General features: G+C 42.5%; 13 protein-coding genes. 6 read left to right on the top strand and 7 right to left on the bottom strand.

The window, feature by feature from the left end; genetic code table 11:
* Positions 1–82: 82 nt before the first annotated feature.
* Positions 83–1,018, bottom strand: a complete 936-nt coding sequence (locus L4D09_RS25335) for a bile acid:sodium symporter family protein (RefSeq protein ID WP_428460328.1) — start codon at positions 1,016–1,018, stop codon at positions 83–85.
* A gap of 447 nt (positions 1,019–1,465) precedes the next feature.
* On the opposite strand from L4D09_RS25335, the gene L4D09_RS25330 reads away from it, so the two are divergent.
* Entirely contained in the window at positions 1,466–1,960 is a 495-nt protein-coding gene (locus L4D09_RS25330; RefSeq protein ID WP_428460327.1) for an Lrp/AsnC family transcriptional regulator, read from the top strand.
* 130 nt (positions 1,961–2,090) lie between these two features.
* On the opposite strand, the gene L4D09_RS25325 is transcribed toward L4D09_RS25330, so the two are convergent.
* Together L4D09_RS25325 and L4D09_RS25320 are read right to left on the bottom strand one after the other, a co-directional pair.
* Positions 2,091–3,284: a diaminopropionate ammonia-lyase gene (locus tag L4D09_RS25325; RefSeq protein ID WP_428460326.1), complete on the bottom strand. Its 1,194-nt coding sequence runs from the start codon at positions 3,282–3,284 to the stop codon at positions 2,091–2,093.
* Positions 3,285–3,538: 254 nt separating this feature from the next.
* The gene (locus tag L4D09_RS25320; RefSeq protein ID WP_428460325.1) at positions 3,539–4,375 is read right to left on the bottom strand and encodes a bifunctional allantoicase/(S)-ureidoglycine aminohydrolase; all 837 of its coding nucleotides are present in this window, start codon (positions 4,373–4,375) and stop codon (positions 3,539–3,541) included.
* Positions 4,376–4,552: 177 nt separating this feature from the next.
* Here L4D09_RS25320 and L4D09_RS25315 point away from each other — a divergent pair, with 177 nt between their 5' ends.
* Together L4D09_RS25315 and L4D09_RS25310 are read left to right on the top strand one after the other, a co-directional pair.
* Positions 4,553–5,419 carry a LysR family transcriptional regulator gene (locus L4D09_RS25315; RefSeq protein WP_428460324.1) on the top strand — a complete coding sequence of 289 codons (867 nt, stop codon included), beginning with the start codon at positions 4,553–4,555 and terminating at the stop codon, positions 5,417–5,419.
* 259 nt (positions 5,420–5,678) lie between these two features.
* Positions 5,679–7,073 carry an MATE family efflux transporter gene (locus tag L4D09_RS25310; protein ID WP_428460323.1) on the top strand — a complete coding sequence of 465 codons (1,395 nt, stop codon included), beginning with the start codon at positions 5,679–5,681 and terminating at the stop codon, positions 7,071–7,073.
* Between the two features lie 85 nt (positions 7,074–7,158).
* Here L4D09_RS25310 and L4D09_RS25305 read toward each other — a convergent pair whose 3' ends face one another.
* The gene (locus L4D09_RS25305) at positions 7,159–7,932 is read right to left on the bottom strand and encodes a hypothetical protein (protein ID WP_428460322.1); all 774 of its coding nucleotides are present in this window, start codon (positions 7,930–7,932) and stop codon (positions 7,159–7,161) included.
* A gap of 433 nt (positions 7,933–8,365) precedes the next feature.
* On the opposite strand from L4D09_RS25305, the gene L4D09_RS25300 reads away from it, so the two are divergent.
* Positions 8,366–8,692 carry a hypothetical protein gene (locus L4D09_RS25300; protein WP_428460321.1) on the top strand — a complete coding sequence of 109 codons (327 nt, stop codon included), beginning with the start codon at positions 8,366–8,368 and terminating at the stop codon, positions 8,690–8,692.
* A 114-nt stretch (positions 8,693–8,806) separates the two neighbouring features.
* On the opposite strand, the gene L4D09_RS25295 is transcribed toward L4D09_RS25300, so the two are convergent.
* Both L4D09_RS25295 and L4D09_RS25290 read right to left on the bottom strand, forming a co-directional pair.
* On the bottom strand, positions 8,807–10,081 hold the full coding sequence (locus tag L4D09_RS25295) for a metal-dependent hydrolase family protein (RefSeq protein WP_428460320.1): 1,275 nt from the start codon (positions 10,079–10,081) through the stop codon (positions 8,807–8,809).
* Positions 10,082–10,144: 63 nt separating this feature from the next.
* Positions 10,145–11,626, bottom strand: a complete 1,482-nt coding sequence (locus tag L4D09_RS25290; RefSeq protein ID WP_428460319.1) for a pyridoxal phosphate-dependent decarboxylase family protein — start codon at positions 11,624–11,626, stop codon at positions 10,145–10,147.
* Between the two features lie 322 nt (positions 11,627–11,948).
* On the opposite strand from L4D09_RS25290, the gene gloA reads away from it, so the two are divergent.
* Together gloA and L4D09_RS25280 are read left to right on the top strand one after the other, a co-directional pair.
* Complete coding sequence (gene gloA, locus L4D09_RS25285) at positions 11,949–12,329, top strand: lactoylglutathione lyase (protein ID WP_428460318.1); 381 nt, start codon at positions 11,949–11,951, stop codon at positions 12,327–12,329.
* A 21-nt stretch (positions 12,330–12,350) separates the two neighbouring features.
* Complete coding sequence (locus L4D09_RS25280; RefSeq protein ID WP_428460317.1) at positions 12,351–13,451, top strand: alkene reductase; 1,101 nt, start codon at positions 12,351–12,353, stop codon at positions 13,449–13,451.
* Between the two features lie 141 nt (positions 13,452–13,592).
* Here the strand turns inward: L4D09_RS25280 and L4D09_RS25275 are convergent, their stop codons facing one another.
* Positions 13,593–14,135, bottom strand: a complete 543-nt coding sequence (locus L4D09_RS25275; protein ID WP_428460316.1) for a porin family protein — start codon at positions 14,133–14,135, stop codon at positions 13,593–13,595.
* Positions 14,136–14,353 lie beyond the last annotated feature (218 nt).

Here is a 14,353-nt window from a genome sequence, read left to right as displayed (position 1 = left end):
TGCTGCTCGATACCTTAATTTAAATACACCAATTAAAAAGGAGCGCAGTGCGCTCCTTTTCTTTATTAAGCAAGAACAACCGTTATGATGCTATTGCTTTACTCTGTTCTTTTCCCTTCCGCTTTGCCCAGATACCGGCTAAAACAGAACCAGAAATATTATGCCAAATCGAGAAAATGGTGCCGGGTATTGCCGCTGCTGGCGTAAAAAACTTCATTGCAAGCGCTGTGGCTAGTCCCGAATTTTGCAACCCAACCTCAAAGGCCACCGTACGACACACTGGCTCACTAAAGCCAAGTGCACGGCAGCTGTAATAACCAGCCAACAGCCCCAAACTATTATGCAAAATAACAGCAAGTGCAATAATTGGCCCTAACGTACTTAAGTTATTGGCATTCAAGGCAACTACAATCGCAATAACCATTACAATTGCCGCCATTGAGATAAGTGGTAATACGTCACTAACCTTATCAACATACTTACGTGCCATCGTGTTAATTACTACCCCGATAGCGACAGGCATTAATACAATTTTTACCAGGCTAATTAGCATCGCACTAACAGGTACATCTACACTTTCTCCTACCAATAACTCGACTAAGAAAGGGGTTAAGACCACTCCCAATAGCGTAGAAACTGCCGTCATTGAAATAGATAGCGCAACGTTACCCTTCGCCAGAAAAGCCATCACATTTGATGATGTCCCACCAGCAACACTACCAACAAGTACCATACCAACCGTCATTTCGGTATTAAAACCCAAAACAAAACTGACCAACAATGCAGCCAATGGCATGATCAAAAACTGTAAGAATACGCCCACGCCAACAGCCGCTTTATGCTTGAGTACATTCGCAAAGTCTTTTGGAGACAAGCTTATCCCCATCGACAGCATAATAATGGTAAGCAAAGGTACTATCTGTGTTTTAAGATCAACAAATAATGTTGGCTGTAAGAATGCCAATACCGAAAAGACGACCGCCCATAGCGGAAATAATTGAATGATTTTCCCTATCATGATTTATCCCTAAATATGTTTAATAACAAAACATCCCATATAAATAGAATAATTAATAGCAGGAGTTACAATTCAATCTTATTCATTAATAATACAGCCAAAGCAGGTTAATTAATCCACGTTTCATATTACATTTGCAATAAACACCCAAAAGTAATACTTACAGCAAATCAATCGACTATTTTCCTATGGTAATTTGATGATAAAAAGCAATGCTGACATTAAAACCAGCATTAAAAAGGACAATAATGCCTTGAGCGCATTGCGGGAATTCATACAGAACCACGCGTATAATGCGGAAATTCTTCATTTTTAATGGGATATAGTGCTTTTAGATTAAATGTGGGATTAAGGATCTATCAGTAAAAAATAAAAAGATGAGGTGCAAAAAAATGCACACCTTCAATGCTTTACCACTAAATACTATAAGGAAAGGACAGCATTCATATGGCAAAAGTAAACTTAACCGTCGATAATTTCGACCGTAAAATCCTCGACATCGTACAAACCTCAAATCGCACAACCTCAGACCAAATAGCAGAGCAAGTAGGCTTATCTCCAGCAGCGGTGCAGCGCAGGTTAAAGCGTTTGCGAGCTCAAAATATCATTCAAGCCGATGTTTCGGTTGTTAACCCTAAAGCTGTTGGGCACGCTATGACGTTTGTTGTTCAGGTAACACTTGAGCGTGAGCGGGTCGATTTAATGCATAATTTCAAAAAAGAAATGAATGCTAACCGCTCAGTTCAACAGTGCTACTACGTCACAGGCAGTTCGGACTTTATCTTAATTGTGACAGCTATTGATATGGAAGATTATGATAGGTTCACAAGAGAGGCTTTCTTTGATAATGCCAATATAAAAAGCTTTCAAACCAACGTCGTTATGGATCCAGTCAAAGTTGGCTTAACAGTTCCAATTATTGATGAAGATACAGAGTGCTAGCCGTGATAACCATCATGAATTGATCGCCTTAAACTAAGCAGCAGAAAAACATTGTTACGCGCCACTTAAGTAAAGGTGATCTCTCCACCTTTACTAAGTAATGCTATTTGTCATGAACTGAAATAGAACATCATTTACCGATTAGCTCTTGATATAAAACTGGGTCTGTCGCACCTTCAGTTCCAATCACTAAAACACGGCTTTGCGAATTCAAACCAAGTTGCTGTGAGACCTGTTGTTGTGAACGGCTAATGACTGCAGCAGCCAAGCCAGGAACAGCCGACTCACCAGCCTCTATCATAGGATCACCTTGAAACCCTTCAGCTAATAGACGCATTGTTTGTGGTATAGCATCTTCACTCAGGGTCATAAAATCATCTACACCACTTTCCAAAATTGTCCACGCTAGCGCCGACACTTCACCACAAGCCAAGCCTGCCATTAACGTTTCTAAATCACCATGAACGACCACGGGTTTGCCCGCCTGAGCACTTTGCTGCAAACAATTCGCTTTTTCTGGCTCTACAATCACAAATCGTGGACGGTCTTCGCCCCAAAGCTCCCAAAAATAACCGCATACTGCAGACGCTAGCCCCCCGACCCCGCCTTGTACAAATACATGAGTTGGAATTTCACCGTCAAGCTGCTCAACAATTTCAGCAATCATTGCGGTATAGCCTAACGCGACATCCTTCGGAACCTCCATATACCCTTCATAAGAGGTATCTGAAACAATGACACGATCATTAGCTTTCGCCTCAGTATCAGCCATTTTTACTGACTCGTCATAGTTACCACTAATACGAATGACGTTAGCACCGAAAGCCTCCATCGCTTGTTTCCTGCCTTCGGAAACATCGCGGTGGATGTAAATAACACAGCCACAACCAAACATTTGTGCTCCCCATGCTACAGAGCGTCCGTGGTTACCATCGGTGGCGCAACTCACCACAATTTCAGCTACTTCCGCTTGCCACTTCCCTGCCAGTAAATCGGTAATTGTGGGCTTTTGACCATACCTTTTTTGCATAACCTGCTGCAGTTGTTTTGCCACAGCATAAGCGCCACCTAACGCTTTAAAGCTTTTTAGTCCAAAGCGACTAGATTCATCTTTGTACCATATGTGCGCCAAGCCAGAAGCTGTGGCAAGCTGCGTTAATGAATGCAGTGGTGTTACCTTATATCCAGGCCACAATTTAATGTCAGCTATCGCTTGGGCTGCATTTTCTACATTTAAAATGGCTTTCTGCTCATCCGAATAACAATTTTTACGCTGTGCATTTGGGTTTAAATAATGTGTCAACTGGCCTTCTATGAACGACATATCTTCCTCTCTTAACTTCGAGTAATGAGCAACCACGTCATTATTTCTCCTGACGTGAATACTTGCTTTGATAGAGTAAGTTTAAGCGAGGCACCTTGCGGGGAAAGTGTGTTATTACACCTTGAGTTAAGGCTTTTACGCAGTTTACTGGAAGTTTGTACAGAAAAAAATCAATCCGATTGTACTCACGGAGAAAACCGATACCCATGAATCGTGAGCAGGTATCGGATTAAACCAGTTACCAAAATAAGATATTAATTCTTCGGGCGGATAAATGGCATGTGGCGATTTACATCTTTATAAAGTAGGTAGCGGAATGGACCAGGGCCCCCGGCATAACAAGACTGTGGGCAGAAGGCACGTAACCACATGAAATCACCCGCTTCGACTTCAACCCAATCTTGATTTAAGTGATACACCGCTTTGCCTTGCAAAACATACAAGCCATGCTCCATTACATGAGTTTCATCAAATGGAATAACCGAACCAGGCTGGAAAGTCACGATATTGACATGCATGTCATGACGCATGTCTTCTGGGTTAACGAAGCGTGTCGTTGCCCAACCACCATCTGTATCTGGCATTTCAATCGGATCAAGATCATTTTCATTGGCAACGAACGCTTCTGGTACATCGAGGCCATCTACAAATTGGTATGCTTTTCGAACCCAGTGAAAACGTACAGGCTGATCGCCATGATTATGTACCGTCCAATCACAACCCGGAGGCAAAAAAGCATAGCCTCCCTCAGTCATATGATGCGGTTCGCCCTCAATAGTAATATCCATTTCACCCGCAACAACAAACAGAACGCCTTCTGCTGCAGAGTCTAATTCCGGGCGATTAGAGCCACCATTTGGATCTATTTCGACAATGTATTGTGAAAATGTTTCAGAGAATCCACTTAATGGGCGGGCGATTACCCACATGCGCATGTTTTCCCAAAAAGGCAAAAAACTGGTCACAATATCCGTCATCACACGTTTAGGGATAACTGCATAAGCTTCAGTTAATACAGCACGATCTGACAATAATTGTGTTTGTGGAGGAAGGCCACCTTGCGGTGAATAGTACTGACGTTTCTGGGTCATATCTTGTTGTCCTTCATACAAGAGAGTTGATTCTTTTATTTATTATTAAACACGAATCCTTAGCTACTTAACCGTAACTGGAACCATACACATACCATACACAAAAAATTAACAATTGATAATTTAAATGATTTAATTATTATCAGTGGATATGCCACTACTTCATCAGGTACCGCCATGCAGCACACGTTAGATCCCGTCTTATTGCGCAGTTTCGTTGCTGTGGTCGATACCGGTAGCTTTACCCGAGCCGCTGAAAGTACGCATCTCACCCAATCAACCATTAGCCAGCAGATCCGTAAACTGGAAGCACAATTGGGGTGCGAGTTATTAACACGAAATAAGCGTTTCACTACAGCAACGGTGGAAGGCGAACGCTTTGTCGCTTATGCTCGACGCATTCTGAGCATGATGGAAGATGCGATAGCACAAACTGCTATCGTCACGGAACAGCGACCGATAAGACTTGGCGTACCAGAAGACTTTGCGACAAATGAATTAATGCCAACTTTAACTCGTTTTGCCAGAGCCTTCCCAGATGTTCGCCTTGAAGTTAACAGCGGGCTCTGTAGTGACATTTGGACTCAATTTCAAAATAATGATCTCGACCTCGCACTGGTAAAACACCGCATAGGCTCCGCTCAAGGCCATGCAAATTGGCTCGAGCCTCTTTGTTGGATTGATGGGATAGAGAGTAATAATCTGAGAAAAACCACCGTACCGCTAGTCGGCCTACCCAGTACAGGATTGTACCGCAGTGAAATGGCCCATACTTTTGACTCATTAGAAAGACAGTGGAGAATGGCCTACATTACCACCAGCTTATCTGGCGTCGGCTGTGCTGTAGAAGCTGGGCTAGGTATCTCGTTGTTACCAAAGCGGTTAGTTAGTAAGGAGCATTGTATTTTAGGATTGGAAGATGGTTTGCCGGACGTACCCGCCTTAGAATTGTTACTCCATGTAGGACAACAAAAGTCGAGTCAAACAAAGTTACTTGCAGAGTATTTAATTGAGGCTTGCGATAAAATTTTTGAACAAGTTTAAGTTGTTACTCTCCATGAGTAACAGAAACCCTGAGTAGCAAAAAACAAGCTTTAATTAATTCCTCGATCGATGCTTTAAAACGCAGAGCATGCTGTTTTTAGTAAGTACGCGAGTAGATAAACACGATAAATAACACCCATTCCGCATTGTATTGCCACTGTAACTTCTATATCCTTGCGCAGCCCTGTGGGCACACCCTGTAAATACCAAACTCGCTATCCTGCCTCCATTCTGGTATTCATATTGGTGTTCAAAGAATATGACTAATAACAACACCTCCTTAATTCGTTTATTACTTGAATCGAAAGCACTTTTACGCCTTTCCATTCCTATTATTATTACTCAACTTGCCACACAAGGCATGGGCTTTGTCGATACCACAATGGCGGGGCAAGTGAGCCCTTCTGACTTAGCCGCTATCGCTCTAGGAACAAGCTTATGGGTACCTGCAAATTTATTGTTACGTGGTGTACTCATGGCATTAACACCCGTCACTGCATTTCATCGCGGCTCCGGTGATAAAGATAAAATATCATCTGAATTATTCCAAATGGTCTGGATTGCTTTATTTGGCAGTTTAATACTGATTGTTTATTTGAACTTCGGCGGAGCAATATTGAGCTTCGTAAATGTATCGGCCGAAGTTATTCCCATCGCTAGCAATTATTTAATTGCACTCGCTTTCGGTGTTCCCGGCATCGCGTTGTTCTATACCTTGAACAGTTTTTGTGAAGGAATGAACAATACTAAAGCACCAATGTTTTTCTCTTTGCTTGGTTTAGCTATCAATATCCCAATTAACTATATCTTGATATATGGTAAATTCGGTATGCCTGCACTTGGCGCAGTGGGTAGTGGTTGGGCGACAAGTATTGTTTATTGGGCGATGTCTATTCTGTTGTTTTTATACATCAGAAGACACCACCATTATAAAAATATTATCAACTACAGCCATTTCGCACCGCATTTCTCGCCTATTGCTAAGCTCGTTAAACTAGGGCTACCAATTGGTATAAACATCGCCGTGTGTGGCAGTATCTTTTCTGTAATTGCATTGCTTATTGGACGATTAGGCACAACCAATATAGCTTCGGCACAAATTGCCCTCAATATCTCAAGCATGACCTATATGATCCCAATGAGTCTTTCATTCGGCATTACGGTTCGAGTAGGACATGCACTCGGTCAAAATGATGAGCTTGCCGCTAAGCTTCGCGCAAAAGTCGGTATTGCAATAGCAGCTTTACTCTCAATGATTTCAGCCGCTTTCTTTATCTTGTTCCCAGAATGGATCACTCGCTTATACACGGCAGATCCTATCATTAGTACAACGGCGTCTTCCCTACTACTTTATACGGCAATTTATCAGATAAGTGATGCACTCCAGACTTCGTCAAATGGTGCATTAAGGGCATATAAAGATACAAAAATCCCGATGTTCCTTGCTTGTACAGCCTACTGGGGCATCGCTTTGCCGCTTGGTATTACCTTAGGAATGACGAATTATATTGTTCCTGCAATGGGAGAAACAGGCTTTTGGATTGGCATTATTGCAGGGTTGTCACTGTCCGCATTACTGATGCTACTGCGCCTGACCCAAGTGGTAAAACGCAGAGAGAGCCCGGACACTATGTTATGCGCCGCAGCAACTTAGCAGCATAAAAAGGCTACATCCTGTTGATTTAAGAAATTTAAAAAGGAGCATTTAGCTCCTTTTTATTTGTCTACAATTCGTTTGGTTAGAAGTGCAATTTAACGCCTACACCAAAGCCATTACTACCAAATGCCGTTGGATTTGCGTACTCGTCTTTAGACTCCCAAATAACGGATACATAAGGAGAGAAGTGCTTAAACCCTTTATACTCCCCCATCAACTCAGCTTCACCAAATTTACCTTTATGGCCTATATCCTTCAAGGCTGACCGAGTTGAATTTTTCACAAAGTTAAAATGCGCGGCGCGAAAATTTATATCCCAGTTATCGGATCTATAACCCAGTACCAGATCTTTGCGGTCTACATTCGTTGCGCCGTAAGTAATACGATCCAGCTTGTTAGACATTCCACGATCAAATCTATACATCGCAAAGGCATATAAGCCATTTCCATGATTATACATCCCAGCAAAACCCGCTTTTAGCATTGAGCGGTAGCCATCATCAAATTGGTATTTGGCCACGGGACCGAAACCCAATTTTTTATTAACCGGAAAAAAATACATAAATCCCGGAGCAAAAAAAGACTCGACATCATTTAAGTCTGCAAAGTCCCCCTCAATAGGGAAAAAACCATTCTCACTAAGGTCTTTGGACCAACTATGGTATTCAAGCGTGCTCAGTAACAAGCCAGGGCCGACTTTACCGAAGTTGCTGGTTAATTCCATATAATTACGGCTGAAGTGGCCTCGATGTTCTGAAACAATTTTCAGATCATGAGATGCCATAGGCTCTGTATTTAAAGCCCAAGCATTCGTTGCCGACAGTAATCCAGCAATAATTAATGTTTTATGTTTCATTGTTTGTCTCACCAATTTTATCGGTTCAGGTGAAATCCTGAGCTCTTTTATCATGATGAAATGCCCACTTATTCTCGGCATTTTTCATATTGATATTGGTGTGGATTAAAACAATTAACTTCGCTAATTTCTTGGCATAGCACGTCCGATACTTTGCCTTTTACGCCATGACATCCGCTGTTTGATGTTGATCATATTTTTGATATTAGCAACATATATACAACCAAGTTCATTTTACTGAGCTTTCATTCCTCTTCAAAGCCAGAAATAATAGCGACCACATAAAATAATAATGGATGGGCTCCTTATGCTTTGAATACAGGCCTAACTCAAAGTTAGACCAAAGGGGAAAATCGTGATGGCATTAAATGGTAAAAACACCCTAATACATTGAATTATATTGCTACTCCTTGTTATTCATTGGAAAGTAGAAATGAAAAAAACCTCGATAGTAGCCGCAGCACTCATCACCTTGTTCAATTCCGTTCCTGTCTATGCAGATGTGTTTAGTGATGCCGCCAAACTGGGTGCTAATGCAGGTGCGATGCAGTTTTGTAAGCGATTAGATAGAGAGAATGAAGGAAAGTATGATCTTCTTGGTTTACGCACAATGGGAGAGTTTGACAAGCTCGATAGCCGTGATCGAGCCAAGGCACTGATATACAGAGAGAAGGCTGAAGATAGGGGCATTTACCTAAACGACCCACTAGACAAATCACGCTGCAAAAAGCTACGACGTACAATGCACCTTGTATTGTAACGCTAAATATTTAGCAAGCCCCTTATAGCCTCCACATGGAGGCTTTTTTACCATTGCGGCAATAAAAAAGCCGCCTAGGTTAAGACGGCTTATAAAGAGTACATGAAACAAAGTTTACCGTAGGCGGGTATCTTTGAATATGTCTCCTCCTTTGATCACAACTTTAATATTGTCTGGGTTGGCGAGAACTTCAAGATCGCTAACGGGGTTCCCTTGTACGAAGAGCATATCGGCAAATGCACCAGGGCGTAATACACCAATATCAGCTTCTGGGTAAGGGTCTAACAGCCCTGAAAGCTTCAACAATTCAGCCGTATCAGATGTCGCTTGCTTGATCCCGATAAAAGAGCCGAAATATTTCTTACGTGCCGAAAATTCCATATTTTGCTTCGCATGTACTTCTGGCGTCCCGACCAAATCAGTACCAAATGCACACTTCAAACCATATTTTTCCACCAGCTCAGCTTGTTTTAGTAAGCCTTTACCGACGCGTTCCGTCTTCTGATATAAGATTTCACTGCCTAGCGGGATTTTTCGGTTAGCAATCAGCTCTGCCGTCGCATACTGAGGCACAACCCATACATCTTTATCGAGGCACATGCTGGCAACTTCATCATCCATGAACGTGCCATGCTCAATCGACTTTACACCTTCTTCTATCGCAATTTTCATCGCGGGTTGAGCATGGATGTGGCTACAAACGTACGATCCGTAATTAGTAACAGTCTCTACAATCGCACGTAATTCATCACGGGTATATTGAATGGTATCAAGGGGATCAAATAACGATGACGCACCGCCACCGCCGAAAATTTTGATCTGTGAAGCCCCTTTAAAAATCTGATCTCGAGTTCGCTTAAGGCACTCTGGTACCCCGTCGGCCAAGACAAGATGCTCTTGGCGCATAAAGCTAGAATCTTCAATTCCACGGTTGAAATTTGATCGCTGGGCTCGGTTCTGTCGATAGTCAGCATGACCACATGTTTGTGATATACCAGCGTAGCTAGGGTAAATTCTTGGCCCCGCAATAAAGCCATTATCAATGCTCTGCTTCAAGCCATAACAGTTACTGCCTACATCTCGAACTGTAGTAAAACCACGCTCTAGCATTTCTTTAGCAATAACGGTTGAGCGAATTGCCACCTCTTCCTCTGTCATCAAATCAATCGCATCGAAAGTGTCTGACAAAGCAATATGGGTATGGGCATCTATCAATCCGGGAATTACCGTATAACCATCAGCATCAATGACCTTATCGACATCATCGACAGCAATTTCATACTGATAAATATGACAAATAATCCCATCCTCTACCAATACACTGCAATCATGACGCAGCGGCTCATTGATCCCATCGAACAGTGACACATTCTTAATTAGCACTTTCATTTTAACTCTCCCTTACCTCGGAAATATGAACAAGCGTTAGCGATGTTGATCGCAAACCATTAATTACTCGCTAACAACGTCAGCTTGTTTGCTTTCATGGCTAGGATTTTCGAGGTGATAACGATTAAGTTCGATGGCGTAGGCTTCGATAATTTTCTCGGCCGAACGATCAATATCTTGCTCATTGGTATGGCAGCTCAATACTGAAAACAGCATCGTCTTGAGCCCTTTATAACCCGACGTTGATGGATAGCAGTAGCCATCTTGCTGTAAGCGATGTACCACTCGCTCGGTCAAATGATTCCGGAATGTATCATCACCAATGCCAAACTGAGCCGAGAAGCGATTCGAGATGACATCATTAAGAATGGTGATCCCCTCAATTTGCGCTAGCGTGTCTGCCATTCGCTTAGCTAAGTCACAACAGGTATCAAGATGCGCTTCTATACCGGCTTTACCCAATGTTTTAATCGCCGCATACACTGGTACGCCGCGGGCACGTCGAGAGGCGGCAATACCAAAATTAATTGCATTGCGGTCGGGTTTTGCCATTGCATCGTTGAGATAATCTCCCATGTTGCTCCCCCCCATTGCACAGGCCAATGCAGCCGCATCTTTGACAATCACCATGCCGCAGTCATAAGGCATGTTGAACCATTTATGGCCATCAGTATCGATAGAGTCAGCCCTTTCAATCCCTTTCAATAAGTGACACTGACGCTCACTTGCAGCCGCCCATAAACCAATGGCACCGTCGACATGCAACCAAGCATTAGGATGATCAGCAACACAATCTGCCAATGCTTCAAATGGGTCAAACGCACCAGAATCAATACAGCCAGCTTGCGCACAGATTAAAGTCGGGCCATCGCAACGCGATAAGATGTCAGGTAAATATTTAGGAATGATCCTCAGGTTACTATCCGTTGGAATTGTATGGATATTTTCCAACCCAATACCAATCATTGAAAGCGCACGCTTAATGGTTGAATGGATCTGATCGCTCACCACTACATGAACCCGCGGGGCATCGTAAAGGCCTTGCTTCGCCACATCCCAACCAGCCCGTTGAAGCAATGTATTACGGGCAGTGATCAATGCGGTATAAATGGCTTCTTGTGCGCCAGAGGTAAACCCTAGCCCAGACTGCTTAGATAAGCCCAGCAGCTCAATCATCCATTCAGCAGCCGTTTCTTCGACTATTGCCATCGACGGGCTCGACACGTAATAAGGTACATTTTGATCCCAAGCACTTACCATCCAGTCTGCGGCAAGTGACACAGGAAATGTACCGCCTATCGCGTAACCAAAAAAGCGGGGACCACCAGAGCTCATTAAACCTTGTTCAACGTTTTCGGCAAGCTGCTGAAGTACAGTATCTGGGCTGCTCGAGGAAAGTGGTAACGCACCACCGATAGCCTGTCGCAGTGATTCGGAGATCGCCAGTTTATCGACTGGGCGATCTGGCAATGATTCTAAATAAGAGACCGTATGGTCAAACGATTGATTAAGTAATTGACGGTATTGATTAAACTGATGAGACATAACACTGTTCCTCTTCATGATTGCTATGCCGCTAAGTTACTTCGTCTTCAGTTTAATTATTTACCATTTCACGCCACCAACATATTCTAATATTCAACAACCTTACGAAAAAGCAAACATAAAGGGTTATTAATCGAAACTACTCAGGAGTAAATCTTATTCAAGCAAACACCATAGAGTTAATAACAAGACATTATCAAAACAATAATTATTGATAATTTAATCTGTGTAAGGACAAGCGGTATAATAGTTATCAATAATGGTTGCTGGTAGCCCATTAACACTAGCAGATTCGCTTAGCGTCACTATAGAAGGGTGCGATATGAAATTTCTCCATACGATGATCCGCGTTACTGATCTCGATAAATCAATTGAGTTCTACACCAAGATCTTGGGAATGCAGGTACTGGATCGCTTTGAAAACACAGAATATCGTTACTCGCTTGTGTTTGTAGGTTACGAAAAAAACGGGGCAACCATTGAGTTGACGTATAACTGGGATACTGACGCTTACGAACTGGGCAATGCCTTCGGCCACCTAGCACTAGGGGTTGACGATATTTATGCAGCCTGCGACAAAATCAAAGCCCAAGGTGGCAATGTAACACGTGAACCAGGCCCAATGCTTGGCGGCACTACACATATTGCCTTCGTAAAAGATCCCGATGGCTACGCTATCGAACTTATTCAGACTAACAAGTAAGCACTGGTTGGAGAATTACCGATGAAAGATGCACTATTTCAGCCAATGCGACTTGGCAATGCCTCACTAAAAAACCGTATCGTTATGCCACCTATGACCCGCTCTCGCGCTAGTCAACCAGGCAATATGGCAAATGACATGATGGCTGAGTACTACGCACAGCGTGCTGATGCTGGCCTGATTGTTGCAGAAGGAACTCAGATTTCAGAAATGGGCCAAGGTTACGCTTGGACACCGGGCATTTATACGCAAGAGCAAATAGCCGGCTGGAAAAAAGTGACAGATGCAGTACACGCAAAAGACGGCGTTATTTATGCCCAGCTTTGGCATGTTGGCCGTGTAACCCACCCTGAGAACATTGGTGGTCAGCAGCCTATTTCGTCTTCAGCACTAAAAGCGGAAAACGTTAAAGTCTTTATTGATGATGGTAGCAATGCCCCAGGCTTTGTTGATGTGGTTGAGCCACGAGAAATGACTAAAGACGACATCAAGCACGTTGTTGCCGAGTACCGCCAAGCCGCACTAAATGCTATTGAAGCGGGGTTTGATGGCATCGAGCTGCACGCAGCAAACGGCTACCTTGTTAACCAGTTTATCGATTCAGAAGCCAATAACCGTACCGATGAGTACGGTGGTTCAACCGAAAACCGCTTACGCTTTTTAGGTGAAGTGGTAGAGGCAATGACTGATGCGATTGGTAGTGAACGTGTCGGTGTCCGCCTTGCCCCGTTTACTTCACTCAACGGGACGGTAGATAACACCCCTGTTGAAACTTACACGGCTGCGGCTGCACTCCTGAACAAGCTTAATATAGTTTATGTTCATATTGCTGAAGTAGACTGGGATGATGCGCCCGATACACCAGTAGAATTTAAGCAGGCAATTCGTCAAGCTTACCAAGGTACAATCATCTACGCTGGTCGCTACAACACAGAAAAAGCATCACAAGCTATCAGTGACGGCTTGGCCGACATGGTAGGCTTTGGTCGCCCATTTATTGCCAACCCAGATCTACCAAGTCGCATTATGAATGATTACCCGCTGGCTGCGCATGATCCAGATACACTGTTTGGTGGCGCAGAAAAAGGACTACTTGATTACCCAGAGTATCAAGCAAGCTAATTGCTGTACCCTTACGTAGTAGCTTATCGAGCCCTATTCACTATGAATGGGGTTATTTAATTTAACGGAAGTTGAAAACAGAATTACGGTATTGATACCCCCTTATTATGTAAAGGGGGTATCATTAGATATTTATACAAATCAAAAATGGTAATTTGCGATGATAACTATTTGTTGAGAGTTATCTATTTCAACGCCCTCTTCTTCAAAATCTTGGTGCATATATCGATACAGGATATCAGTGTTCCAATCATTATTGATCTTGAAAGAGGACCCAACCTGAAGACCTCTAAGAAATTCCAAAGAACTCTCTTCAACTATATCATTATAACCAACCCCTAATAAAAAACCGCCACTTAAGGATACCTTATTAGTTAAATGATATAAGTAATCATAAGAAGAAAAAAACAAACTTTGTGAAAACTTATCTTTATAACTGTATGTAGCCATTACTCTATGTTTTGACTCTATTGTCAAACCAGCGTTCAGTTGTAAAAAAGAATCTTCACCATTTAAAGAGCTTTCACCACTAAGCCTGTCATTTTGATAACCAACACCACCACCGACAAAGTAATCAGCCTTAGCCATTGAAGTTAAAGAAAAAAACATCAATACGACAAATATACCAATTTGATTAAGTAAAATGTGAAGTTTGCATAATTTAGGGGATTTTAAAATAGACATTATATCAACTACCACCCAACTAATTGTAAAATATTAGAAAAATAACTTAGAATGTCTAAGTAGGGTCAACATCAATTGTTCATAGATGTATCCAATGGCAGACAATAATTCCAAAAGCATAGACGAACAATATGGAAATCACTTTCTCATATTCAAGAAAACTTGCAACATTATCATTTAAAATAATCAAGAAATAAATCCACATAAAATAGTAATGC

The sequence above is a fragment of the Photobacterium makurazakiensis genome (assembly GCF_050336715.1).
Lineage (GTDB): Bacteria > Pseudomonadota > Gammaproteobacteria > Enterobacterales > Vibrionaceae > Photobacterium > Photobacterium makurazakiensis.
Note: the sequence above shows the minus strand (reverse complement) of the source record. Positions and strands in the feature narration are given on the sequence as shown.

What these genes read in the sequence shown, in the direction of transcription:
- L4D09_RS25335 (WP_428460328.1), bottom strand. Translation starts at nt 1,018, where the DNA reads ATGATAGGGAAAATCATTCAATTATTTCCGCTATGGGCGGTCGTCTTT.
- L4D09_RS25330 (WP_428460327.1), top strand. Translation starts at nt 1,466, where the DNA reads ATGGCAAAAGTAAACTTAACCGTCGATAATTTCGACCGTAAAATCCTC.
- L4D09_RS25325 (WP_428460326.1), bottom strand. Translation starts at nt 3,284, where the DNA reads ATGTCGTTCATAGAAGGCCAGTTGACACATTATTTAAACCCAAATGCA.
- L4D09_RS25320 (WP_428460325.1), bottom strand. Translation starts at nt 4,375, where the DNA reads ATGACCCAGAAACGTCAGTACTATTCACCGCAAGGTGGCCTTCCTCCA.
- L4D09_RS25315 (WP_428460324.1), top strand. Translation starts at nt 4,553, where the DNA reads ATGCAGCACACGTTAGATCCCGTCTTATTGCGCAGTTTCGTTGCTGTG.
- L4D09_RS25310 (WP_428460323.1), top strand. Translation starts at nt 5,679, where the DNA reads ATGACTAATAACAACACCTCCTTAATTCGTTTATTACTTGAATCGAAA.
- L4D09_RS25305 (WP_428460322.1), bottom strand. Translation starts at nt 7,932, where the DNA reads ATGAAACATAAAACATTAATTATTGCTGGATTACTGTCGGCAACGAAT.
- L4D09_RS25300 (WP_428460321.1), top strand. Translation starts at nt 8,366, where the DNA reads ATGAAAAAAACCTCGATAGTAGCCGCAGCACTCATCACCTTGTTCAAT.
- L4D09_RS25295 (WP_428460320.1), bottom strand. Translation starts at nt 10,081, where the DNA reads ATGAAAGTGCTAATTAAGAATGTGTCACTGTTCGATGGGATCAATGAG.
- L4D09_RS25290 (WP_428460319.1), bottom strand. Translation starts at nt 11,626, where the DNA reads ATGTCTCATCAGTTTAATCAATACCGTCAATTACTTAATCAATCGTTT.
- gloA (WP_428460318.1), top strand. Translation starts at nt 11,949, where the DNA reads ATGAAATTTCTCCATACGATGATCCGCGTTACTGATCTCGATAAATCA.
- L4D09_RS25280 (WP_428460317.1), top strand. Translation starts at nt 12,351, where the DNA reads ATGAAAGATGCACTATTTCAGCCAATGCGACTTGGCAATGCCTCACTA.
- L4D09_RS25275 (WP_428460316.1), bottom strand. Translation starts at nt 14,135, where the DNA reads ATGTCTATTTTAAAATCCCCTAAATTATGCAAACTTCACATTTTACTT.